Source organism: Variovorax sp. DXTD-1, assembly GCF_003984625.1.
In the GTDB taxonomy this organism is placed as follows: Bacteria; Pseudomonadota; Gammaproteobacteria; order Burkholderiales; family Burkholderiaceae_C; genus Variovorax.
Genome location: NZ_RWKH01000013.1, coordinates 50652 through 74967 on the forward strand (window position 1 = coordinate 50652; position 24316 = coordinate 74967).

A 24316-nucleotide genomic window follows, 5' to 3' on the forward strand; every position below is an offset into this window, starting at 1 on the left:
CGCGCAGGCTCAGAGGGCGGCGCCGATCTTGCGCAGCTCGGCGATCTGCGGCGCCTTGGGCAGCCAGATCTTGTCGAACTCCGCAATGATCGGCGCGGGGTTGTAGCCGGCGTCGCTCTTGATGGCGATGCCGCTCGTCTTGAACTTGTCGATCAGGCCGAGTTCGGTGGTCACGATGTCCCTGATCTGCGCGTCGAGCGACTGCTTCACCAGGTCGGTGATGAGCGACTTGTCCTTGGCGTCGAGCGTCTGCCAGATGCGGCCCGAGACCAGCGGCGCAAAGGGCATGAACAGCGCATTCATCGGCAGCATGGTCTTCGCGACCCTGTCGAAGCGCTGGTTCCATGAAAACTCGATGTCCGCCTCCAGCCCGTCGACCTGGCCGTTCGACATGGCGTCGAAAACGGCGGGCGTGGGAATCGGCGTGGGGGCGGCGCCGAGCAATTGATAGAAGTCGCGGTACACCGGCGTCGGGTTGATGCGCAGCTTCATGCCCTTGAGGTCGGTGGGCGTGGAAATGGGCTTGGTCGAAAACACCACCCGCATGCCGGTGATGCCCCAGCCCAGGCCGATGCAGCCCGTTTCGCGCGGCAGCACGTCGAGCAGCTTGAGCGCGGCGGGCGTGCGCACCAGCGAGGCAACGTTAGTGGTCGAGCGCACGAGGTACGGCGCATTGATGGCCGCCACGCTGGACACGCGCGAACCGAGTTCGGCCGCCTGGATCCAGCCCATGTCCAGCGCGCCGGACTGCAGCTGCTGCATCATGGCCGACTCGTTGCCGAGCTGGCCCGAATGGAACACCGTGGCGCTCAGGCGGCCGTCGGTGGCCTTCTTGAGCGCTTCGCCGAAGCTCACCGCGGCACGGTTCCACGAGTGCCCGGCCGGCGTGATGAGGCCGAGGCGGAATTCCTTGGCGGCCGCTGCACGCGACACGGTGCTGAACAGAGCGGACGACGCGGCGGCGGTACCGGCGGCGGCCTGGACGACGAATTTGCGGCGGGAGAGGGACATGCGAGGCTCCGGTTGAGTGAAGAATAAAATCGGGCGCTTGCTGGGCTTACTTGAGCAAGGCCAGCGACAGGCTCGGAAAGAGCGACAGCAGCACCAGCGCCGCGCAGCAGATCAGGAAGAACGGCAGGGTGACGATGAACATCTTTCCCGGCTTGGCACCGGTAACGGCCGAAGCCACGAAGAAGCTCAGGCCCACGGGCGGCGTCATGAGCCCGAGCACGAGGTTGATCACCACCACCACGCCGAAGTGGCGCGGATCGATGCCGTAGATCTCCGTTGCAATGGGCAGCAGGATCGGCACGGTCATGATCAACCCCGGAATGCCGTCGATCACGGTGCCGATCACCAGCAGGATCAGGTTCACCAGCAGCAGGAAGGCGATAGGGTCCTTCGCCACGGTCTGGATCCATGCGGCCGTGGCCTGCGGCACCTTGCCGTAGATCAGCAGCCACGAGAACACCGCGGCCGCAGCCACCAGGAAGAGCACCACCGCCGAGTAGATTGCCGATTTCAGCAGGATCTGCGGAATCATCGCAAAGCGAAATTCCTTGGTGACGTAGCGGCCGATCAGCACCGCGGCCACCGCGCCCACTGCGGCGGCCTCGGTCGGGTTGGCAAAGCCGCCGAGGATGGAGCCGACGATCACGATGGGAATCAGCAGCGTGGGGCAGGCCGTGAGCATGGTGTGCAGCCGCTCCCTGACGGTGCGCTTTGCGGTGCGCGGGTAGTTGTAGATCAGGCCCATGCAAGCGATCACGATGAAGAACGCCGCCGTGAGAATCACGCCGGGAATGATGCCGGCAATGAGCATGTCGCCCACCGCCACCTGCGCGAGCACGCTGTACACCACGAACATCACCGAGGGCGGAATGATCGGCCCCAGCATGCCGCCGTACACCGTGATGCCGGCGGCAAAGGTCTTGTCGTAGCCCTGCTTCTCCATCTCAGGCACCATGATCTGGCTCATGATGGCCACCTGTGCCGTGGCCGAGCCGATGATCGACGACACCAGCATGTTGGCCAGGATGTTCACGTAGGCGAGGCCGCCCTTTACCGAGCCGATGAAGGCCAGCGCCAGGTCGACCAGCCGCCTGGTGATGCCGCCGCCGTTCATGACCTCGCCGATCAGGATGAACAGCGGAATCGCAATGAGGCTGTAGCTGTCGACACCGCCGAATATCTGCACCGGGAACGACTGGAACAGCACCGTGTCGCCCGAGTTGAGGATGTACACGATGCCCGCAAGGCACAGGCAGGCGCCGATCGGCACGCCGACCAGCATGATCAACAGGAAGAATGCGGAGGTCAGCATGTCAGTTCACCGCGTCTGCGTTGGTCACATGGAACTCGGCGTGCGTGCGCCGGGGCTGCAGTCCAAGGTCTTCGAGCAGGTTGGAGAGTGCATGCAGGCTGAGCGTGGCCGAGAAGACCGGCAGGATCAGCTGGACGGCCCAGGCCGGCCAGTTCAGTGTCTGCGTGCGCTCGGTATAAAGAAAGTTGAAGGATTCGGCGGCGTATTCCTTCGCATCGAAGCCATGGCGCACGATGCCCACCGGATCCATGTAGAGCCAGCACATCGCCAGCAGCGCCAGGCCCAGCAGCAGCACGCCGCCCGACGCAGCGGCCTTGGCAACGCGCACCGCTTTTTCGCCGAGCTTGTCGGTGAGCAGCGTCACTGCAAAGTCCAGCCGCAGCCGCGTCATTGCCGAGGCGCCGATGAAGGTGAGCCACACCACGCAGTACACCGAAGCCTCGTCGACCCAGTAGAGCGGCACGCCGCCGTAGCGCGTGACCACGTTCAGCAGCACCAGCACCATGAGCAGGCCCATCAGCCCGGAAAGCAGGCGGCGCTCCCAGCGCAGGACGAAGTCGGACGCATCGAGCACCCGGCGGGAAAAGCCCCCGCGTTCCAAGGCGTGTTCTTCCATGTGAGAAAGAGAAAAGAGGTGAAGGTTGACGAAGGGCAGGAGGGCCGGGTTTTATAAATATATTAATAAGATATTTGAGATATCCGCTCAGGGTATTAGCAGATTGCATGCCAGCCCAAAAAGTGATGAGCGGGCGGAAACGGTGCATGCCCGTAGCGCGCCGCAATGAAAAACGCCCCGCTGCATGCGGCAGCGGGGCGTCGGTCCGGTGAAGGCGGGGTCTTGCTACTTCAGCGCGGTCGTCGCATTCGCCACCGCCAGTGCCGTCATGTTGACCACGCGCCGCACGGTCGAAGAAGGCGTGAGCACATGGGCCGAGCCCGAGGCGCCCAGCAGGATGGGTCCCACCGTGATGCCGTTGGCGCCCGTCATCTTCAGCACGTTGTAGAGGATGTGGGCGGAGTCCAGGTTCGGGCACACCAGCAGGTTGGCCTCGCCGGTAAGCGTGGTTTCGGGCAGCGCGACGCGGCGCACTTCTTCGGACAGCGCGGAGTCGCCGTGCATTTCGCCGTCGCATTCGATGTCGGGCGCCATCTGCGCGAACAGGTCGCGCGCCAGCCGCATCTTGCGCGCCGAGCCGCGGCTCGAAGTGCCGTAGTTCGAGTGCGAAAGAAAGGCGACCTTCGGCGGCAGCCCGAAGCGGCGCACCTCTTCGGCCGCCATCATCGCAATGCTGGCGAGCAGCTCGGCGCTCGGGTCCTCGTTCACGTTGGTGTCGGTAATGAACACTGTGCGCTTCTCGAGCGTGAGCGCGTTCAGCGTGGCAAAGCCCGGCGCGCCGCGCTTCAGGCCGATGAGGTTGCGGATGTGTTCCAGGTGCACGTCGAAGCGCCCCACCAGCCCGCAGATCATGGCGTCTGCATCGCCCAGGTGCAGCATCAGCGCGGCAATGATGGTGTTGGAGCGGCGCACCATGGTCTTGGCGGCCTCGGGCGTCACGCCGCTGCGGCCCATGAGCTTGTGGAAGCTCTCCCAGTAGATGCGAAAGCGCGGATCGTCCTCGGGATCGACAATTTCTACATCAGTGCCCACGCGGATGTGCAGGCCGGCCTTCTTGATGCGCGCCTCGATCACCGCGGGGCGGCCGACCAGGATGGGCTGCGCCAAGCCTTCGTCCACGGCCAGTTGCGCCGCGCGCAGCACGCGCTCGTCTTCGCCTTCGGCATAGGCCACGCGCTTGGCGGCCGCGATCTTGGCGGCGCTGAACACCGGGCGCATGAACATGCCGGTCTGATAGACGAAGCGCGTCAGGTGCTGGCGGTAGGCGTCCATGTCTTCGATGGGCCGCGCGGCCACGCCCGATGCATGCGCCGCCTTGGCCACGGCCGGCGCAATGCGCAGGATGAGCCGCGAATCGAAGGGCTTGGGAATGATGTAGTCGGGCCCGAACGACAGCTCTTGACCGGCATAGGCGGTGGCCACTTCTTCGCTGATGTCGGCCTTGGTGAGCTCGGCGATCTCGCGCACGCAGGCCAGCTTCATTTCTTCCGTGATCTTGCTGGCGCCGCAGTCGAGGGCGCCGCGGAAGATGTACGGAAAGCACAGCACGTTGTTGACCTGGTTCGGGTAGTCCGAACGGCCGGTGGCAATGATGCAGTCGGGCCGCACGGCCTTGGCAAGTTCGGGCCGGATCTCGGGCTCGGGGTTGGCCAGGGCCAGGATGATCGGCTGCGTGCCCATGGTCTTCACCATCTCGGCGCTCATCACGCCGGGGGCCGAGCAGCCGAGAAAAACGTCGGCGTCCTTCACCACGTCGGCCAGGGTGCGGGCGCCGGTGTCTTTTTGCGCGTAGCGTGCCTTGGAGTCGTCGAAGCCGCCCGCGCGGCCCATGTAGATCAGGCCCTTGGAGTCACAGGCGTAGATGTTGGCCGGCTTGGCGCCCAGGCCCACCATCACGTCGAGGCAGGCGATGGCCGCCGCCCCGGCACCCGAAACAGCGATCTTCACGTCCTCGATCTTCTTGCCGACCAGCTCGAGCCCGTTGATCAGCGCCGCGGCCGAGATGATGGCCGTGCCGTGCTGGTCGTCGTGGAACACCGGAATGTTCATGCGCTCGCGCAGCTTCTTCTCGATGTAGAAGCACTCGGGGGCCTTGATGTCCTCGAGGTTGATGCCGCCCAGCGTGGGCTCCAGCGCCGCAATGATGTCGACCAGCTTGTCGGGGTCGGTCTCGGCCAGTTCGATGTCGAACACGTCGATGCCGGCAAATTTCTTGAACAGGCAGCCCTTGCCCTCCATGACCGGCTTGGCGGCCAGCGGGCCGATGTTGCCCAGGCCCAGCACCGCCGTGCCGTTGGTGACCACGCCCACCAGGTTGCCGCGCGCGGTGAAGTCGGCCGCCAGCGAAGGGTCGGCCGCGATATCGAGGCAGGGGTAGGCCACGCCGGGCGAATAGGCCAGCGACAGGTCGCGCTGGTTCAGGAGCGGCTTGGTCGGCGTGATGGAAATCTTGCCCTTGACGGGCGAGCGGTGGTATTCGCGCGCTGCATCGCGAAGAGCTTCTTCTGCGGGGGAGAGGGGTGCAGCCATGAAATGTCTCCTTGTTTCTGACGGGCAATGAGGCTACCGCAAAAGCATGGCTTGTTCCCAAAAGGGAAATGCCGAAAACGCCTGAACCCATAGCCTGCGCGGAACCGAAGCGCCGGTTCGCTAAACTCCGAAAGTGTTAGCCAAGGTCACCCAAGGTTAAACAAGGCAAGGCAATGCAAGGCCGTGCAGCCAAGGCCGCCGGCCATCGTCAATCAAGACACACAAAAGACAACGAAGAGGGCAGCGCATGACACCCGGAGCTTTCACCACCACCGACCCCGACGTCGTGGTCATCGGCGGCGGGCCTTCGGGCTCCACCGTGGCGGCGCTGCTCGCGGACAAGGGGCACGACGTGGTGCTGATCGAAAAGGCGCAGCATCCGCGCTTTCACATCGGCGAATCGCTGCTCCCCATGAACATGCCGCTGTTCGACCGGCTGGGCGTGCGCACCGAGGTCGAGGCGATCGGCATCAAGAAGCATGGCGCCGAGTTTGTCTCGCCCTGGCACGACCATTCGAGCCATTTCGACTTCGGCGAGGCAATGGACAAGAGCTTTCCGTACGCCGTGCACGTGCGCCGCTCCGAGTTCGACGAACTGCTGTTCCGCCACGCCGGCAAGCTCGGCGCGCGCACCTTCGAAGGCCAGCGGGTTACCGGTGTCGACATGGACGCCGGCAAGGGCACGGCCGACAACCGCCCGCTGGTGAAGGTCAAGGCCGACGACGGCACCGAAACCCAGTGGCGCCCGCGCTTCGTCATCGATGCGAGCGGCCGCGACACGCTGCTGTCGAGCCAGTTCGACGCCAAGCAGCGCAACCGCAAGCACGCAAGCGCCGCGCTCTACGGCCACTTTGCCAATGCGGAGCGCCGCTCCGGCCGCTTCGAGGGCAACATCTCGCTCTTCTGGTTCGACCACGGCTGGTTCTGGTACATCCCGCTGAAGGACGGCACCGTGAGCGTCGGTGCCGTGGCCTCGCCTGCGTACTTCAAGGGCCGCCAGGGCAAGTCGCTCGAAGACTTCCTGATGGAGACGATTGCGCTTGCGCCCAAGCTGGCCGCGCGCCTGAAGAGCGCCACGCTGATGGAAGGCGCCACCGCCACCGGCAACTACGCCTACGACTCCAAGTTCTGCCGCGGCGACCGATTCATGATGGTGGGCGATGCCTACGCCTTCGTCGACCCGATGTTCTCGTCGGGCGTGTACCTGGCGATGAACAGCGGCTTCGAGGCCGCCAAGGCAGCCGACCTGTGGCTCAAGGGTGAGGCGAAGGAGGCCGAAAAGGCCTTCCGCCACTACGAGAAGGTGATGAAGCGCGGACCGAAGATGTTCTCGTGGTTCATCTACCGCATCACTTCGCCGGCCATTCGGCGGCTGTTCATGGCGCCGCGCAACATCTGGCGCATGCAGGAGGCGCTCTTGTCCATATTGGCGGGCGACCTGTTCCGCGACACGCCCATCGGCCCCCGCTTCTGGGGCTTCAAGGTGACGTACTACGCCTCGTGCATCGGCATCCTGCCGCAGGCCGTGAAGACCTGGGCATGGCGCCGGCGCAACCTCAAGGAATCCCTGGAGGCTGCAAAGACCTGAGCCGCAGGCTCAGTCCGGCGTGACGGTGTGCTGGGCGAGCGCCTCGAGCGCGCGCACCAGCGCCGAGTGGTCCTGCTGGCCATGGCCGAGGGCCGCACAGGCATTCATCAGCTGCGCCGCGCCCGCCGTCTGCGGCAGGGCCACACCCAGGGCCCGCGCACTCTGCAGCGCCAGGTTCAGGTCTTTCTGGTGCAGCGAGATGCGAAAGCCCGGTGCAAAGGTGCGCTTGATCATGCGCTCGCCATGCACTTCGAGAATGCGCGAGCTGGCAAAGCCGCCCATCAGCGCCTGTCGCACCTTGGCCGGATCGGCGCCGGCTTTGGAGGCGAACAGCAGCGCCTCGCCCACGGCCGCGATATTCAGCGCCACGATGATCTGGTTGGCCACCTTGCAGACCTGGCCGTCGCCCACGTTGCCGACCAGCGTGACGTTCTTGCCCATCTTCTCGAGCAGGGGCCGCACCTGGCCGAAGGTGCCTTCATCGCCGCCGCACATGATGGTGAGGCTTGCGGCCTTGGCGCCCACTTCGCCGCCCGAAACCGGCGCGTCGATGTAGCCGCAGCCCAGCGCGATGATGCGCTTGGCGAAACCCTTGGTGGCAATCGGATCGATGGAGCTGCAGTCGACCACGATCTTGCCGCGCGAATCCTTCAGGCCTTCGGCCACGCCCTGCGTGCCCGGCTCGCCGAACAGCACTTTCTCCACGTCGGGCGTGTCGGGCACCATGATGAAGATCACGTCGGCCTGGCGCGCCACGTCGGCGGCCGAGGCGCAGATGGTCGCCTTGGAGATGAAAGGCTCGGGCGTGTTGCCCTGGGTGTTCACGAACAGCTGGTAGCCCGCTTCGAGCAGATGGCCCGCCATGGGCGCACCCATGATGCCGAGGCCGATGAATCCGATTTTTTGAGATTGCGACATGTCTTCAGTTTCCTTGGATGCTGTTGTCTGGTTCACTTCTGCTGCGTCAGGGCCTGCTGCCATCCGAGACCGTCGACGGTGTCGCTGCGCGGCTTGTATTCGCAGCCGATCCAGCCGTCGTAGCCGATCGAATCGATGTGCCCGAAGAGCCACGGGTAATTGATTTCTCCCGTGCCCGGTTCGCCGCGCCCGGGGTTGTCGGCCAACTGGATGTGGCCGATGCGCGCGAGGTTCTTCGACAGCGTATTGCCGAGCTCGCCTTCCATGCGCTGCGCGTGATAGATGTCGTACTGCACCCGCAGGTTGGAAGAGCCCACCTCGTCGATCAACGCCAGCGCCTGGTCGGTGCGCGTGAGAAAGAAGCCCGGAATGTCGAAGGTGTTGATGGGCTCGATCAAGAGCCGGAGACCTGCCGCCTCGAGCTCTCCGGCAGCAAGGCGCAGGTTCTCGACCACGGTCTTGTGCGCGGCCTCGGTGCTCACGCCGGCCGGCAGCTTGCCGACCAGGCAGTTGAGCTGCGGGCAGCCCAGGGCCGTGGCGTAGTCGATGGCCATGGCAATGCCTTCGCGGAATTCGCCGGTGCGGTCCGGGTGGCAGGCAATGCCGCGCTCGCCCTTGTCCCAGTCGCCGGCGGGCAGGTTGTGCAGCACCTGCTGCAAACCGTTGGCCCGCAGCGCGGCAGTGAGCTCCTTCTTTTCGAAGGGGTAGGGAAACAGGTATTCCACCGCTTCGAAGCCTGCCTTGGCGGCGGCTTCGAAGCGCTGCATGAACGGCAGCTCCGTAAAGAGCATCGTGAGATTGGCTGCAAACTTGGGCATGGTGCGTGTCTCCTTGCTCAGTCCAGCATCTCGGCCGCAACGGCCGTCGGTGCATCGGCCGGGTGTTCGGCCAGGGGCTCGAACTCGGTGATGTTGTCGATCTCGGTGCCCATTGCGATGTTGGTCACGCGCTCGAGCATCACCTCGATGACGACCGGCACGCTGAACTCGGCCATCAGCGCTTCGGCGCGCTGGATGGCTGGTGCGATCTCTTCCTGCTTGTTGACGCGGATCGCTTTGCAGCCCAGGCCCTCGACCACTTTCAGGTGGTCCACGCCGTAGCTGCTCTCGATGCCCGCATCAGGGCCCGCGTTGATGTTGTCGAACGCGAGCTGCACGCAGTAGTCCATCTCGAAACCGCGCTGCGCCTGGCGGATGAGGCCGAGGTACGAGTTGTTGACCACGATGTGGATGTAAGGCAGCTTGAACTGCGCGCCCACCGCCAACTCTTCGATCATGAACTGGAAGTCGTAGTCGCCCGAGAGCGCGACGATCTTGCGCGACGGGTCTGCGGCGCGCACGCCCAGTGCGGCGGGAATGGTCCAGCCCAGCGGCCCGGCCTGGCCGCAGTTGATCCAGTGGCGCGGGTTGTACACATGCAGGAACTGCGCAGCCGCGATCTGCGAGAGCCCGATGGTGCTCACGTAGCAGGTGTCGTTGCTGAAGTTGTTGTTCATGCACTGGTACACGCGCTGCGGCTTCATCGGCACTTCATCGAAGTTGGTCTTGCGCAGCATGGTTTTCTTGCGCTCGATGCAATCCTTTGCCCATTGCCGGCGCTCGGGCAGCTTGCCCGCGGCCTTCATCTCCTCGGCCACGGCCACGAACTGCTCGAGTGCGGCCTTGGCGTCCGACACGATGCCGAAGTCGGGCGTGAACACGCGGCCGATCTGCGTGGGTTCGATGTCCACGTGCACGAATTTGCGGCCCTTGGTGTACACATCGACCGAACCCGTGTGCCGGTTGGCCCAGCGGTTGCCAATGCCGAGCACGAAGTCGCTGGCGAGCATCGTCGCGTTGCCGTATCGGTGGCTGGTCTGCAGGCCGCACATGCCCGCCATCAGCGGATGGTCGTCGGGAATCGCGCCCCAGCCCATCAAGGTGGGTATCACCGGAACGCCGGTGATCTCGGCAAAGCGCACCAGCAGGTCGGACGCATCGGCGTTGATGATGCCGCCACCGGCCACGATCAGCGGGCGCTCGGCCGCGTTGAGCATGCCGATGGCTTTTTCGATCTGCGCCCGCGTGGCGGCGGGCTTGTAAGGCACGAGCGGCTGGTAGGCGTCGATGTCGAACTCGATCTCTGCCATCTGCACGTCGAAGGGCAGGTCGACCAGCACCGGGCCGGGGCGGCCCGAGCGCATCAGGTGAAAGGCCTGCTGGAACACCTGCGGCACCTGACCCGGCTCACGCACGGTCACGGACCACTTGGTGACCGGCTTGGAGATCGACTCGATATCGACCGCCTGGAAGTCTTCCTTGTAGAGCCGTGCGCGGGGCGCCTGGCCGGTGATGCAGAGGATGGGAATCGAATCGGCCCAGGCCGAATACAGGCCCGTGATCATGTCGGTGCCCGCCGGCCCCGAGGTGCCGATGCACACGCCGATGTTGCCCGCCACGGCGCGGGTGTAGCCCTCGGCCATGTGCGAAGCGCCCTCGACGTGGCGCGCGAGGATGTGCGAAATGCTCCCGCGCTGGCGCAGCGCCGAATACATCGGGTTGATGGCCGCGCCGGGCACGCCGAAGGCCTGCGTCACGCCTTCTTTTTCCATCACCAGTACTGCGGCCTGAACCGCTTTCATCTTTGCCATTGGACTGTCTCCTTGAGTGGAGCCCACTGTAGGAAGCACGGGCCATTCGAAGAAGACGGCTGTGGACCATATAGCCTATTCCAGATTGGAATAAATGATTAGGATGCCGACCATGGACAGATTGTTGGCAATGGAAATGTTCGTGCGCGTGGTCGAGACCGGCAGCTTCTCGAAAGCGGCCCTCGAGTTCCACACCACGCAGCCCACCGTCACCAAGCAGGTTGCGGCCACCGAGGCGCGCCTGAAGGTGCGGCTGCTCAACCGCAACACGCGCGGCGTGAGCCTGACCGAACCCGGCGCGCTCTACTACGAAAAGTGCAAGAACATCGTGCGCGAGTCCGAGGAGGCCGAAAGCATCGTGCAGCTGCGGCAGAACCAGGCCCAGGGCCTCTTGCGCGTGGGCACCTCGGTGGCCTTCGGGCGGCGGGTGGTGGTGCCGCTGGCGCTCGAGTACATGCGCCGGCATCCGCAGGTGCAGCTCGACCTGAGCTTCGAGGACCGCTATGTCGATTTGATTGCACAGGGCATCGACGTGGCCATTCGCATGGGCAAGCTGGCCGATTCGTCGCTGGGTGCACGCTACCTTGGCACCAACCCCTGGGCCATGGTGGCGGCGCCGGGCTACCTGAAGAAGCACGGCACGCCCAAGCGCGCGCAGGACCTGAGCGCGCACGTGGCGCTCATCTACAGCAGCGTGGTGGGCGACGAGTTCTGGCGCATGCACACGCCCAAGGGCGATCCGGTGACGGTGCCGGTCTCCGGGCGCTTTCGCTCGAACAACCTTTCCGCGGTGTTGGCCGCGGCGCGCGACGGCCTGGGCATTGCGCTCATGCCGCGCTACGTGGCGAGCGAATCGCTGGCCTCGGGCAAGGTGATCGAAGTGCTCGGCGACCATGCGTTGCCCGAGCAGGAAATCCACGCCGTCTTTCCCTCGCCGAAGCTGGTGCCGGGCAAGGTGTCGGGCTTCGTGGCTTTTCTGCAGGGGCGGTTTGCCGAAGGGTGGTGGGGCGGCTGACGCGCTCCACCATCTTCTTCTTTCAGGCCGGCACGAAGGCGCCGTGCAGGCCCAGCGGCAGCGCATAAGGCAGCGTGGCCTGCGCCACCGGGCCGGCCGCCAACCTGTCGGCCGCAAAGCACGAGAGCAGGGTCTTCTGCTGGCCGAAGTCGAGCACCGTGCCCAGAACCCAGCCTGGCTTGGTTCCATCCGGAATGAAGACGTGCTCTTCCACGATGGCCTGCTTGCCGTAGGCAAAGCGTTGGCTGCGGCCGGTCTCCACGTTGGTGCGCGCCACCGCGGCAAAGCCGGGGCGGTCCGGCATGCCTTGTGTTGCGTGGATCAGGTGGCGGTGGCGCAGGCCAACGCGGCGCGGATCGATGCGCGGAAACTCGGCGTCGAGCGCCAGTGCGTTCTGGCTGGCACGCCCGGTGCGCAGGTTCAACGTGGCGACTGTCAGGTGCGGGTCGGCGCGCTTCACCCAGCGCCCGCGCATCACCTCGCGGTTGGTGGTGAACACCGGGTCGGGGTTGTCCGAGCGCATGTAGTCGATGTGGATCAGCGTGCCGCCGGGCGTGTCTTCCTCCCAGGCGTTGCCCACGTGAAAGAGAAAGCCGGCCGGCAGCGTCAGTAGCTGGCGGCGGTCCCAGTCTTTCTTGTCGACCACCATCACGCGCATCCCGAGCTCGGGCCGCCAGACATGCGCATCGAGAAAGCTCGCACCGGCTTCCTTGCGCTTGCCGTCGTACACCAGCGGCGGCATCAGAAAGACCAGGTGCCGCTCGGTCACGGCAAAGTCGTGAATCATCGGCAGGTCGGCCACCGGCGTGGCGCTTGCGCGGCGCAGCGCCCCGTCGGGCGCGATCTCGTAGAGCGCCAGCATGCTCTGGCCGGCGCTTACGCCGAAGTTCCACACGGTGCCGTCCGGATCGACCCTGGGATGGGCCGAGAAGGGCATGCCCGCGAGATCGGGGCGCCAGGTTTTCACGCCCAGCGTTTCCAGCGTGCGCGCGTCCAGCCGCGTGGCCGAACCGCCTTCCCACAGCGCCAGCAGCTCGCCCTGCATCGGCAGCACGTTGATGTTGGCCACGTTGATGCTGTCCGGTGAGCTTGGCGGTTCGGCGCCTGGCGGCATGGTGCCGAAGCCTTCGGTCAGCCGGCGGTCGGCCCTCAGTTCGGCCACGCGCTTGGGCGTGGCGACATAGCGGCCCTGATGCCGCACGTCAGTGCCTTCGATCATGAAGCGGTGCACCATGCCGTCGCCGTCGAACCAGTGTCGGTAGCGCTGGCCGCCCAGGTCGTGCCCCGCGGGGCCGTTGCGAAACAGCGTGCCGGCGACGGCATCGGGAAAGCGGCCGCGCACCTTGGCGCGGGTGAGCGGCAGGTCGTCGGCCGGCGTGGCGAAGCCGGATTTCCACGGCGTGCCGGCGGCATCGAATTCGGCCTGCCAGGCGTCCGGGCCCTCGGCGGCGCGGGCAAGGGCGGGCAGCAGGGGCAGGGCGCTGGCCGTTGCCAGCAGGCGCAGAAGTTCGCGTCGTTCCATGCGAACCTCAGCGCAGGTGAATGACGGTCTGCACGTCGGCTTCGACATTGAGCGCGGCGGCTTCGAAGTCCGGCGCGCCGCGGTTGCCCTTGGCGTCGTTCGAGAAGCCGTAGCGCTCGATGGGCATGCCCACGGGGTTGGTGTCGAGCTTGCCGTTGCCGTTTTCGTCGGCGAACACGCGCAGCGCGTAGCGGCCGGGCGCCAGCCCGGTGAACCGGAGTTGGGCCGCGCCGCCGCGCAGGGGCGTGGTCTGGGCCGCGAGCGACTTGCTGCCGGCAAAGCCCGCGGCGCTGTCGTACAGCGCCACGTAGAGCGTGGCTTCGGCGGCGGGCCCGTCGGCCACGCTCAGGCTCAGGTCGCCGGCAAGCGCGCCCAGCGGCGCGAGAAGTACGGCGCCGCACAGGACGTGGGCGCCAGGCCGGGGCAGGAGGGCAAGAAAGTGCATTGGGAGACCTCGTCTTGGAAGTTGGAGGTCCCGACGATCCCGCAGGCGCCTTGTGCTGCCCAGCGCCATGCGACGAAATGCAAAAACACCCGCGCCAAATGCACGCTGCAGGCGCAAGGCGCGCCCGCTCCAGCCGCTCCAGGCTGGCGGCGGCGCGGCGTGGTTCAGCTGTTCTTCTTGTCGTCGCCCGCGTCGGCGGGCGGGTTTTCCCATTGGCCCGATTCCACGAACAGGCTCCATGCCGCCATGAAGAGCGCGGCAATCACCGGGCCGACCACGAAGCCGTTGATGCCGAAGATCGCCATGCCGCCGATGGTCGACATCAGCACGATGTAGTCGGGCATCTGCGTGTCCTTGCCCACCAGCACGGGCCGCAGGATGTTGTCGACCAGCCCGATCACGAACACGCCCACGAAGATCAGGATGCCGCCCTGCCAGAAGTGGCCCGTGGCAAGGAAGTAGATGGCCACCGGCCCCCAGATGAGCGCCGCGCCCACCGCCGGCAGCAGCGAGAGAAACGCCATCAGCACAGCCCACAGCAGCGCGCCCTGCACGCCCAGCAGCCAGAAGGCGATACCGCCGATGGCGCCCTGCGCAATGGCCACTGCCACGTTGCCCTTCACGGTGGCGCGGATCACGGTCGTGAACTTGTTGAGCAGGTAGTGCGTGTGCGGCTTGGCAAGCGGTACTGCTTCGCGCATGGTCTTGGAAAGCGCCGAGCCGTCGCGCACCAGGAAGTACAGCAGGTACAGCATCACGAAGAAGCTGATGAGGAAGTCGAAGGTGTTCTGGCCGATGGTGAGCGCCTGGCCCGCGATGAGCTGGCTGCCCTGCGCCGCGCCGGCGGAAATGCGCTCCTGCCAGGCTTCCATATCGCCCAGGTTGAAGCGGTCGAAGATGTTCATCAGCCATTGCGGCATGGCGTTGAGGATCTGCTGGAAATAGGCCGCGAAGTTGATCTGCCCCGAACGGATGCTCTGCGTGACCTGCACGATTTCCTGCACCAGCGACACCCCGACCATGGCCAGCGGAAGAATCACGATGAAGAGGCAGATGGCCAGCGTCGAGAGCGCTGCGGCGTTGTGCCAGCCGGGCATTTTCTTCAGCAGCCGCTTGTAGAGCGGCGTGAACAGGATGGCCAGCGCAACCCCCCACAGCACTGCGCCGAAGAACGGCATCAGCACCCAGAGGAAGGCGACAGTAACGATGGCGAGCAGGGCGAGGAACACGCCGCGCTGGAGTTGGGGTGAATTCATAGGTGATTCGGACTGTAGCCGAGCCTGAACGCACCTTTGTGTCGGTCGAAATGCCTAGTCGGCTAGCGCCTTGCGCGCGGCAGCGCCACCGGCGACAGGGTGGCGCGCAGGCGGGCCGGCGCGTCGGGCGCGGCGGCGGTGTCTACCTCGAGCGAACGCTCGACATTGCCGATGTGGTCGATCATCAGCTTGCGCGCGGTGGCGGTGTCGCCGGCCTCCAGCGCGGCGACGATGGCGCCGTGCTCCGCGCAAGACTGCCCGGCCTCGTGCTTCGACTGGTAGAGCGTGGCCGCCAGCGTGGTGCGGGCCGTGAGGTCGCGCAGCACGTCGACCAGCAGCTGGTGCCCCATCTGCTCGGCCAGGCACACGTGAAAGTCGGCCAGCAGAAACGCGCGCGTGGCGGCGTCGGCCCCCTCGATGGCGCGCCGCTCGTCGGCAATGTGGTCGCGCAGCTTGCGTATGACTTTTTGCAGCGGCCGGCCTTCGCTTTCGGCCAGGATGCCCGCTTCGACGATGCGGCGCGCCGAAAAGGCATCGCGCGCTTCGTCGGCCGAAGGCTCCACCACGTACCAGCCGCGGCGCGACTGCACCTCGACGAAGCCGCGCGCCTGCAACTGCATGAGCGCCTCGCGCACCATGGTTCGGCTCACCGCGAAGTTCTCGGCCAGCGCCTGCTCGCCCAGCCGCTCGCCCGGCGCGAGTTTTTGCGCCAGGATGGCCTCGACCACCCGCTCGGCAATGGACGTGGGGTTGACGGCGTCGGCGGTCATCGTTGTTTTCAACGGCCGCCCGCGCCCAGCGGCGCCGTCGGCAGTTCGGGCTCGGCCAGCGGTTCGTCGTCGGGCGAGTAGGAGCCGTCGAGCACGGCATGGGCGCGCTCGCGGTCGATGTCGCCCTCCCAGGCCGCGATGGCCACCGTGGCCACGCAGTTGCCGATCAGGTTGCCCAGCGCGCGGGCAATGCCCATGAACCAGTCGACCGAGAGCACCAGCACCAGCCCGATGGCCGGTATGGCGGGAATCGCGTGCAGCGTGGCGGCCAGCACCACGATGGCCGAGCCCGGCACGCCGTGCGCGCCCTTGGACGTGACCAGCGCAATGGCCAGGATGGTCAGCAGGTCCGCCATCGAAATGGGTGTGTTGGTGGCCTGCGCAATGAACACTGCCGCGAGGGTGATGTAGATCGAAAACGCGTCCAGGTTGAACGAGTAGCCCGTGGGAATCACCAGGCCCACTGTGGAATCGCGAATGCCCATGCGACGCAGCTTGGCCATGATCTGCGGCAGCACGCTGTCCGACGAGGTGGTGGCGAAGACGATGGCAAGCTCTTCGCGCAGGTAGCGCAGCAGCTTCCACAGGCTGAAGCCCGACATGCGCATGACCAGCCCGAGCACCACGAACACGAAGACCAGCACCGCGCCGTAGAAGAGGGCCACCAGCATGCCCAGCTGCTTGAGCGAGCCGATGCCGTACTTGCCCACCGTGAAGGCAATGGCGCCCAGCACGCCGAGCGGCGCCAGCTTGATGATGATGCCCATGATCTTGAACAGCACCAGCGAAAGCGCGTCCACCACCACGCCCACCGGCTTGCCGCGCTCGCCCAGCAGCGACAGCGCGCAGCCGAACAGCACGGCGAACAGCAGCACCTGAAGCACGTCGCCGGTGGCAAAGGCGGCGACCACCGTGGTGGGAATCAGCTTCATCAGGAACTCGACCGTGCCGCCGCTGGTGAGCTTGTCGGCGTTCGAGGCATAGGCGCTCATGGCGGCGGCGTCGAGCTTGCCCGGGTCCACGTTCATGCCCACGCCGGGCTCGAACACGAAGGCCAGCACCAGGCCCATGGCGAGCGCAATGGTGGTCAGCACCTCGAAGTAGATCAGCGCCTTCACACCGACCCGGCCCACGCGCTTCAGGTCGCCCGCGCCCGCGATGCCGTGCACCACCACGCAGAACACCAGCACCGGGATGATCATCTTGATCAGCTTGATGAAGCCGTCGCCGAGTGGCTTGAGCTTGACGGCGAACTCCGGCACGAAGAGGCCGGCCAGCACGCCGAGCACCAGCGCGATGACGACCTGGCCGAAAAGGGATTTGACGAAGCGGGGCATGGAGGAACCTTCCATTGGGTTGAATGCAAGATTGCGGAAATCTTGTATGCAAGCAATGTAGGCAAGAATACGTCGAAGTGCAGCAGGGTATTCCCGGCTGGGAGGTGGCTACGAATTCAATTGACGCGGCATACGGCGTGAGGTTGATCCCGTTGCATCTCACGTTGCAGCGCGCATCAGCCTATTCGGATTGCCGCGGGCCTTGGTACCTCGATGCGCGCCAGCCACAATCCACTCGCAACGATCAACGCGCCGCCACCCGGCGTCCATGCATCGGGCGTGGCTTGCCAGAATGCCCAGTCCAGCACAAGCGCCCAGGCGAGGGCGCTGTATTCGAAGGGGGCGATGGCCGCGGCCTGGCCGTGGCGGAAGGCTCCGGCGATGGCCATCTGCCCCAGAAAGCCGCTGATGGAGTCGGCCCAGCATGTTCGACAGCGCGTAGCAGACTGCGGCCACCAGGATCGCCAGAGCGCCCACAGAGTTCCTGTCGAGGCATGCTCAGCGTCACCTGCGGGAGCGGGCACTCGCGCAATCCGCGCATCGCCCGTGCAGCGTCAGATCGTGGTGCTGCACCAGAAAACCCTGGGGCGCCAGGTCTTCCATGCGCCCGGGGCAGCCGTGAATCGGAAACACGCGCCCGCAGCCGCCGCAGTGGAAGTGATGGTGATGGTGGCCGGGCTCGCCATGATCGGACTCGCACAGCGCCTCGTAGCGCGTGGCCTGGCCCGGCAAATCGACGCCCACGATTTCGCCGTCCTCCAGCAGGCTCTTCAGCTGCCGATAGACCGTTGAAAGGCTCAGGCGTGGGACCGAGCGCTGCGCAAGCTCGCAGATCTCCTGCGGGGTAAGAGACCGCCGGCTGTCGGACAGCGCGGCCAGCACCGAATCGCGTTGGCGTGTATGACGTTCCACGCGCCCATGGTAATCGCAAATGAGAATGGATTTGCAATTAGCGGGTTCGTCGCTATGATCCACGCTTTTCCGCCATGCGCATTTCTCGTTTTCTCCTCTGGCTGGTTCTTGCGGTCGCGTTCATCAGCGCGGGCGCGGGCACGCCGCATGGTGCGGAAACGGGGGGCGGACATCAGGCTTCGGCGTCCGGGCATTTCCAGCATCTCCACAGCGCGGATGGCGGAAGCGAAGACGGCGGCGACGAAGGTGCCGAGGCTCCCTGCCATTGCAGCGGATGCATGGCGCACGCCCATCAGGTGCTGCTGGCTTCCAGGCCTGAGCTTCCGGCCAGCCCACCGCCTGCACGTCTTCAGCGCCAGCGCCAGGCGCCGGCGCACGTCATTGCAGCCCCCGTGTATCGGGGCGCCTCGCCTCGGGGCCCGCCACAGAGCGTCTGAGGCCGCCGCGCAAGCCGCGCGGCCTGTCCGAGTTCGTTGCAGACGCTGGCCGCGCGCCAGCGTGGCTGCTGCCTGACGTCTTCTTTCCTCCTTTCATGAACTCACCATCTCCGGGGTGCCGGGCACCCATGGCTTTCGCATTCGCCCTTGCGACGCCGCTGCTTGCTTCAGCGCAGGCACAAGCGCCGGCCGGAACGCTGAACGAAGTGCGCGTGACCGCCGAAGGCGACCGTGTCGACCTTCAAGGCAAGCGCACGCAAGTCACCACCGACAGCACCGGCCTGCCCGCGGGCGTCACCGTCATCACGCCCGAAGAGCTCGGCACGCTCAACGTCGGGCGGGACATCTCGAACATCTTTCGCCGCGTGCCCGGCGTGGTCGCCAACAACATCGACCAAGGCGACACGGGCAACGGCTTTCGCATGCGCGGTTTCGCCACGCAGGGAACGCACGGCGCGGACACCGCGGTGTACGTGGACGGCGTGCCCCAGAACATGCCGTCGAGCCAGGCCGGCGCCGGCCATGGACCGGCATTCCTTGAATGGCTGACGCCGGACATGATCGGGCGCATCGACGTGATCAAAGGGCCCGTTTCGGCGTTGTACGGAGACCAGAACCGCGCCGGCGCGGTGGGCATCACGACGCAGACGGTTCCCGCCTCGTCGAGCGTCGGGGTCTCGCTCGAAAGCTACGGCGGGCGCCGCGGGTCGCTGGTGCTGTCCAACCGCTTCAACAACGTGCAGTCGCTCTTCATCGCCGATGCCTACCGCACCGACAGCTATCGGCGTGATGGCCGCATCGAGCGGGACAACCTGTTCTGGAAGCTTTCGACCCAGCTGGGCGATGGCCTGTACAGCCTGCGCGTGAACCACTACCGCTCCGAGTCGAGAGCGCCCGGCTACCTGCTGCTGTCCGATCTGCAGCGCGGTACCGTGGACCCCCGATCGACCCAATTCAACCTGCCGGGCTTCGGCAGCGGCGAACGCACGGCACTGGTCTTCAATCGCACACCGGCCAGCGGCGAAGCGGGCTGGTATGCCACGGCCTACGGCGAGACTTTTGAACGGGTGCGCGGCACCTCGACGAGCAGCGTGCTGCAAACGGTGGGCGAGGACGACCGCCATTTTTACGGCGGGCGGCTGGCGCAGAACTTCGTCTTCGGTGATGCGGCCTCGCTTTTCGTGGGCGGCGAACTGCGGCGCGACAAGGGCGATGCGCTGCGCCGCGTGTGGCGCAATGGCGTGCCGACGGCCAGCTACATCAACAACCAGGAGCTGGATCTGCTGACCTATGGCCTGTTTGCCCAAGGGCAGTACAAGCTCGCGCAGAACTTCAAGCTGCTCGGCGGTGTGCGGCGCGACTGGTTCGACTACGACATCGGAAACCGCAAACTGCCCGCTGCCTCCACCGGCTACACCCGTGCCGTGACAACACCGAAGATCGGCGCTGTGTGGAGCGTGACGCCAACGCTCGACATCTTCGCCAACATTGCCGAGGGCTTTCGATCACCCGCCGCGGAGCAGATCAGCAGCAGCGGCGCCACCGGACCGCTGGGCGCGCGGGGTGGCACGGTGTTCGACGTGGCGCCTTCGAAGGTCAAGTCCCATGACCTGGGTTTCACGGTGTCGCCCACCGCATCGTGGAGCGCTTCGGGCGTGGTCTATCACACGCTCAACCAGGATGAAATCGTCGCGCAGGCGGACGGCTCGTTCAAGTCTGTGGGCGAGACCACGCGCAAGGGCTTCGAGCTCGAGTCGCGGCTGCGGATCGACAGCGCATGGTCGGTCTACGGCAGCTACGGCCGCGTGCTCGAGGCGCGCGTCAACAACCCGCTGCCCAACACCGGCGAACGGCTGTCGGTGCCGCGGCACCAGGTCAAGCTGGGGGCGGAGTACCGCCGGCGTCTGGGCGAAGGCCGGCTCACCGTCAATGCCGACGCGTATCTGACGTCCGGCAATCCGTACTACGAAGGCACGCCGCAGACCCAGCTGCGGACCATGCCGACCTATACCCGCTACGACCTCAAGGCAACCTACGACTGGCAGCAGTTCCAGTTCTCGGTCTTCGCGATCTTTCAGCCGCGGCGGTTTGCGAGCGACATCGCCTACGGCACCGCGGCCGGCTTGCTGGTGTCGCCGCAGCCGCGCACACAGGTCGGCGCGTCCATGCGCTATTTTTTCTGAGGCGCCGCATGAATCAGGAAGTGCTCTCGGCGCGAGGGCTGGTCGTCACCTTGGCCGGGCGCCGCGCAATCGACGGACTCGACTTGAGCGTGCCGGCCGGCAGCGTCTACGCGCTGCTCGGCGGCAACGGGGCGGGCAAGACAACCACGCTGAACGCACTGCTGGGTTTCGTGGCGCCGGCCGCCGGAAGCGTCCAGGTCGCCGGGGTCGATCTGCGCCGCAACGCTGCTGCGGCGCGGCGCCATCTGGCCTATCTGCCCGAGAACGTGGCGTTGTATCCGTACCTGAGCGGCATCGAGAACCTTCAGTACTTCTGTGCACTGGGTGGCGTGCCGCTGGCCGACGCGGCCGCACGTGCCCTGCTGGACCAGGCCGGCCTGCAAGCGGCGTCGCACGCAGCGCGTGTCGCGACGTACTCGAAGGGCATGCGGCAAAAGGTCGGCCTCGCCATTGCGCATGCCAAACGTGCGAAGGCGATGCTGCTCGACGAGCCCACCTCGGGCCTCGACCCTGGTGCCGCGAACGACTTTGCACAGCGCGTGCGCGCCGCTGCCGATACCGGCATGGCCGTGCTGATGGCCACGCACGATCTGTTCAACGCCAAGCAGGTCGCGGACTGCATCGGAATCATGAAGGAAGGGCGTCTCGTCGCGCAGTTCGATACGCACACCGTCAGCCACGACGAGCTGGAGCGCGCCTATCTGGCCCACACGCGCGCGGCGCCCTTGGAGCGGGCCGCATGACGGCCGCCGCCGTGCTGCGAAAGGAATTGCGCGCGCTCGTTCGAGACGGGCGTTTCGTTGTGCTTGCCGTCTCGATATCGCTGCTGCTGGCCGGCCTGCTGTTCGCTTCGGCGCAGCAGCAGCAACGCCTCGCGCACGAGAAGGCGCAAGTCAGCGAACTGGTGCGCCAGCAGTGGGATTCGCAGGGCGACAAGCACCCTCATCGCGGGGCGCATTTCGGCCTCTACGCATTCCGCCCCGACTCGCCGCTGGCCGTGGTCGACCCCGGGCTCGGCCCCTACCTGGGCCAGGCGCTCTGGCTCGAACCGCATCGGCGCAACATGACGCGCTTTCGTCCTGCGGCCGACGAGCCGCCGTCGGTGCGCTTCGGGTCCTTCACGCCGGCCTTCGTGCTGCAGGCGCTGCTGCCGCTGCTGATCGTCGCCCTGGGTTTCAACGCCGTCAGCCTGGAACGGGAAAGCGGAACCTTGCGCATGCTGCACAGCGCCGGCTTGCCCGGCCGCGCGCTGCTGGCGGGAAAGTTCCTGGCGCTGCTCGCGGTGGTCTCGCTGGTTCCGCTGGCCGCAGTGGGGGCGGGTCTTGCCCTGGTGACGGCAGGCGCAGGGCCTGGCGCGGACACTGTATGGCGCGCAATCGTTCTGGCGGGCACCTTCTTGATCTACTGCGGTGTCTTTGCAGCCTTGGCACTGGCGGTGTCAACCATGGTGGCGAGCAGCCGGCGCGCGCTGTTCGTCTTGCTGGGCCTGTGGATCGCCTTCGTCTTCGTCGTGCCGCGCCTGGGTGCCGCGGGCGCGCAGGCCGCTGCACCGCTGCCGACGGCCGAGCGCTTCTGGGGCGACATCCAGCGCGACTACGCCGAAGGCCTGCCGGGCGATGGCGCGCTGGCCGTGCGCAACGAACGTTTCGATGCGGAACTTCTGCGCCGGCACAACGTGCGTCGCCTGGAAGACCTGCCCTTCGGCGCCTATGCGCTGCGCCGGATGGAGCGCGACGCCTACGCCGACCGCGTGCACGCGATTCACTTCGGCCGCCTCTGGGACCGCTACGCAATGCAGGAGAGAATTGCGCGCGTTGCCTCGGCACTCAGTCCGACGACGGCCATGCGTGCCATTTCGATGAAGCTCTCGGGCACCGACCTCGCGCATCAGCGCCACTTCGAGGAGGCAGCCGAGCAGTACCGCCGCCGCGTGAACATCAAGATCGACCAGTGGGACATGGACAACACCCGCGGGCTGACCTCGTTCGAGGACAAGTACGCCGACGACACGTTGTGGCGGTCGGTCGGCGCGTTCCACTACACGCCGCCCAACATCGCTTTCGCATTGCGCGCGGCATTGCCCGACCTTGGCGTGCTGCTCGCCTGGGCGATGACGGCCTGCGGCTTGCTGGTGCTTGCAGCGCGGAGGCTGCGGCCATGATGAACCTCATCTTGCGTGCGGAATGGCGGCGCTTCGTTCGCCAGCACACGCATCTCTGGGTGTCCGGTGTTTTCGCCGCGCTGCTGTGCGTGAGTGCGCTCTGGTCAGGGCTTGCCGCCAGGGAATTGCGGCTCCTGGATGCGCAGCAGATGGCCACGTGGGAACAGGCGCGAACACAGGCGCGCGACGCGGCAGCCAAAACGGGCGCCGCCACGCCGGGGGGCGACACCAAGGCAATGATGGCCGCATTCCAGTTCGCCCGGCTCAATGCGCCTCCCGTGCATCTGCCAGCGCTCGGCGGCCTTGCCCTTGGAACCGGAACATTCGATCTGCTGAGCCCGACGATGCGCGTCACGGTCGAGAGCCGGCACACCGACACCCGCAAGAGCGACCGGATCTCGAACCCGCTGCTCGAAGACCTGGGTCCGCCTGATTTCGCGACACTGGTCGCGCTGCTGCTGCCGCTCGCCATCCTGGGGCTTTGCTACGGACTGGTGCAAGAGGACCGGGAGCAAGGTAGGTGGCGGCTCGTGGTCGCGCAATGCGCGCAACCCTGGAAAGTGCTCGCGATTGCGCTTTGTATTCGCGCGGCGGCGGCCTGGTCATTGGCCGCCAGCGCGTCGTTGCTGGCGTTCGCGCTGGACCCGGGCTCGACCTGGCACGCCGGGGTGGTCTGGCTGGCGACGCTGGGTGCGTTCACCGTCTGCTGGACTGCGTTGGCCGGGCTGTTCTGCCTGCTGCCGGTGTCGTCCGGCGCTGCGGCACTCGGCATGCTCGGTGCGTGGCTGCTGGCCACGTTCGTCGTACCTGCGGCCTTGGCGGGCATTGCCGACAGTGAAGCACCGATGCCATCGCGGCTGACGGCGGTTGCCGAACTGCGCGCCGCGCAGCAGGACGCCGAAGTGCATATGGAGGAGCACCTGGCCGCCTGGTACGCGGCCCACCCGGCTGACCGGCCGGCCGGGCGCAGCACCCACACCTGGCCAGTCAGCTTCCTGCCGAGGTACCTGGCCCAGGACCGCGAGATCCGGCCACTGATGGCGGCGTTCGACGAAACCCGCGCGCGCCGTTTTGTTCTGCTCGAGCGATGGTCCTGGCTTTCGCCTGGCATGGCGCTCGCGATGACGGCCGACCGGCTTGCCGGCATCGATGCTCCACGCTACGCGCGGCATGTGAAAGCCGTGAATTCATACGAAGACGCCTGGCGTGCCTATTTCGTGCCCCGGGTCATGAGCTACCGCGGGTTGACCGCGGAGCATTACGACAAGCTGCCCATGTTCGAGCCTGTGGCAGCAAGCCCGGATAGTGCGGCCTGGCGAAGTGCGATGGCGTTGAGCATTCTCGCGATCGGGCTGATTGCCGCCTTAGGCCTTGCGCGCGCCGGCCTTCGTCCTTGAAGGCGGAGCCGCCGCCTCCGCGTCAGTTCATTTCTTCGAGGCACCACATGATTTCAGCGACGACTGTGCCGGCTTTGCGTTCGCCTCAGAGGATGCGAATATCTCCGTTTGGACAAGCGCCTGTCGCAAATTGCGCGCGTGTTGACCCCGTCTTAGGGGTGCGTGCCTGCGTGCCGGGAGGATGGGTGTTGGTGGCCCATTGTGTTCTCCTCGTGATGGCGGAACGGGCGAGGGGCGTGGTGTGCTTTTCATGTCATGCGCTTTGGCCCACGAGCGCG

The 24316-nt window shown here is 66.1% G+C and carries 21 protein-coding genes; 7 read left to right on the forward strand and 14 right to left on the reverse strand.

Annotation, left to right across the window (positions count from 1 at the left end; all coding sequences use genetic code 11):
• Window positions 1–9 precede the first annotated feature (9 nt).
• From EJI00_RS13975 to EJI00_RS13990, 4 genes are all read right to left on the reverse strand, one after another.
• The gene (locus EJI00_RS13975) at window positions 10–1011 is read right to left on the reverse strand and encodes a TRAP transporter substrate-binding protein (RefSeq protein WP_126748107.1); all 1002 of its coding nucleotides are present in this window, start codon (window positions 1009–1011) and stop codon (window positions 10–12) included.
• Window positions 1012–1057: 46 nt separating this feature from the next.
• Window positions 1058–2323, reverse strand: a complete 1266-nt coding sequence (locus EJI00_RS13980; RefSeq protein WP_126748108.1) for a TRAP transporter large permease — start codon at window positions 2321–2323, stop codon at window positions 1058–1060.
• Between the two features lies 1 nt (window position 2324).
• Window positions 2325–2924, reverse strand: coding sequence for a TRAP transporter small permease (locus EJI00_RS13985; RefSeq protein WP_126748109.1), 600 nt, complete (start codon window positions 2922–2924; stop codon window positions 2325–2327).
• 240 nt (window positions 2925–3164) lie between these two features.
• A complete protein-coding gene (locus EJI00_RS13990; RefSeq protein ID WP_126748110.1) occupies window positions 3165–5468 on the reverse strand; it encodes an NADP-dependent malic enzyme in 2304 nt (767 codons plus the stop codon).
• A gap of 247 nt (window positions 5469–5715) precedes the next feature.
• Between EJI00_RS13990 and EJI00_RS13995 the strand changes: the two genes are divergently transcribed.
• Window positions 5716–7056, forward strand: a complete 1341-nt coding sequence (locus EJI00_RS13995; protein ID WP_126748111.1) for an NAD(P)/FAD-dependent oxidoreductase — start codon at window positions 5716–5718, stop codon at window positions 7054–7056.
• Between the two features lie 9 nt (window positions 7057–7065).
• Here EJI00_RS13995 and EJI00_RS14000 read toward each other — a convergent pair whose 3' ends face one another.
• Genes EJI00_RS14000 through gcl form a run of 3 tightly spaced genes read right to left on the reverse strand, consistent with a single transcriptional unit; the run spans window position 7066 to window position 10603 of the window.
• Window positions 7066–7974, reverse strand: a complete 909-nt coding sequence (locus tag EJI00_RS14000) for a 2-hydroxy-3-oxopropionate reductase (protein WP_126748112.1) — start codon at window positions 7972–7974, stop codon at window positions 7066–7068.
• 32 nt (window positions 7975–8006) lie between these two features.
• Entirely contained in the window at window positions 8007–8792 is a 786-nt protein-coding gene (gene hyi, locus EJI00_RS14005; protein ID WP_126748113.1) for a hydroxypyruvate isomerase, read from the reverse strand.
• Between the two features lie 17 nt (window positions 8793–8809).
• The gene (gcl, locus tag EJI00_RS14010; protein ID WP_126748114.1) at window positions 8810–10603 is read right to left on the reverse strand and encodes a glyoxylate carboligase; all 1794 of its coding nucleotides are present in this window, start codon (window positions 10601–10603) and stop codon (window positions 8810–8812) included.
• Window positions 10604–10715: 112 nt separating this feature from the next.
• On the opposite strand from gcl, the gene EJI00_RS14015 reads away from it, so the two are divergent.
• On the forward strand, window positions 10716–11618 hold the full coding sequence (locus EJI00_RS14015) for a LysR family transcriptional regulator (RefSeq protein WP_126748115.1): 903 nt from the start codon (window positions 10716–10718) through the stop codon (window positions 11616–11618).
• Between the two features lie 22 nt (window positions 11619–11640).
• Here EJI00_RS14015 and EJI00_RS14020 read toward each other — a convergent pair whose 3' ends face one another.
• The 7 genes from EJI00_RS14020 to EJI00_RS14050 all read right to left on the reverse strand — a co-directional run bounded on the left by EJI00_RS14020 (window position 11641) and on the right by EJI00_RS14050 (window position 17860).
• Window positions 11641–13140: a carotenoid oxygenase family protein gene (locus EJI00_RS14020; RefSeq protein ID WP_126748116.1), complete on the reverse strand. Its 1500-nt coding sequence runs from the start codon at window positions 13138–13140 to the stop codon at window positions 11641–11643.
• Between the two features lie 7 nt (window positions 13141–13147).
• Window positions 13148–13585, reverse strand: a complete 438-nt coding sequence (locus EJI00_RS14025) for a DUF2141 domain-containing protein (protein ID WP_126748117.1) — start codon at window positions 13583–13585, stop codon at window positions 13148–13150.
• A gap of 164 nt (window positions 13586–13749) precedes the next feature.
• Window positions 13750–14841, reverse strand: coding sequence for an AI-2E family transporter (locus tag EJI00_RS14030; protein ID WP_126748118.1), 1092 nt, complete (start codon window positions 14839–14841; stop codon window positions 13750–13752).
• Between the two features lie 62 nt (window positions 14842–14903).
• Window positions 14904–15611, reverse strand: a complete 708-nt coding sequence (locus EJI00_RS14035; RefSeq protein ID WP_126748119.1) for a GntR family transcriptional regulator — start codon at window positions 15609–15611, stop codon at window positions 14904–14906.
• An 8-nt stretch (window positions 15612–15619) separates the two neighbouring features.
• Window positions 15620–16948: a C4-dicarboxylate transporter DctA gene (locus EJI00_RS14040; protein WP_126748120.1), complete on the reverse strand. Its 1329-nt coding sequence runs from the start codon at window positions 16946–16948 to the stop codon at window positions 15620–15622.
• A gap of 176 nt (window positions 16949–17124) precedes the next feature.
• Entirely contained in the window at window positions 17125–17337 is a 213-nt protein-coding gene (locus tag EJI00_RS14045) for a hypothetical protein (protein ID WP_260590723.1), read from the reverse strand.
• A gap of 115 nt (window positions 17338–17452) precedes the next feature.
• The gene (locus EJI00_RS14050; RefSeq protein ID WP_126748121.1) at window positions 17453–17860 is read right to left on the reverse strand and encodes a Fur family transcriptional regulator; all 408 of its coding nucleotides are present in this window, start codon (window positions 17858–17860) and stop codon (window positions 17453–17455) included.
• A gap of 74 nt (window positions 17861–17934) precedes the next feature.
• Here EJI00_RS14050 and EJI00_RS25600 point away from each other — a divergent pair, with 74 nt between their 5' ends.
• From EJI00_RS25600 to EJI00_RS14070, 5 genes are all read left to right on the forward strand, one after another.
• Entirely contained in the window at window positions 17935–18297 is a 363-nt protein-coding gene (locus EJI00_RS25600; RefSeq protein WP_409514022.1) for a DUF2946 family protein, read from the forward strand.
• 128 nt (window positions 18298–18425) lie between these two features.
• A complete protein-coding gene (locus tag EJI00_RS14055; protein WP_260590724.1) occupies window positions 18426–20480 on the forward strand; it encodes a TonB-dependent receptor in 2055 nt (684 codons plus the stop codon).
• 8 nt (window positions 20481–20488) lie between these two features.
• Window positions 20489–21223 carry an ABC transporter ATP-binding protein gene (locus EJI00_RS14060; protein ID WP_126748123.1) on the forward strand — a complete coding sequence of 245 codons (735 nt, stop codon included), beginning with the start codon at window positions 20489–20491 and terminating at the stop codon, window positions 21221–21223.
• Window positions 21220–22641 carry an ABC transporter permease gene (locus EJI00_RS14065; protein ID WP_126748124.1) on the forward strand — a complete coding sequence of 474 codons (1422 nt, stop codon included), beginning with the start codon at window positions 21220–21222 and terminating at the stop codon, window positions 22639–22641. The genes EJI00_RS14060 and EJI00_RS14065 overlap by 4 nt, the downstream gene beginning before the upstream one ends.
• Complete coding sequence (locus tag EJI00_RS14070; RefSeq protein ID WP_126748125.1) at window positions 22638–24038, forward strand: DUF3526 domain-containing protein; 1401 nt, start codon at window positions 22638–22640, stop codon at window positions 24036–24038. Before EJI00_RS14065 ends, EJI00_RS14070 begins: the two co-directional genes overlap by 4 nt.
• Window positions 24039–24316 lie beyond the last annotated feature (278 nt).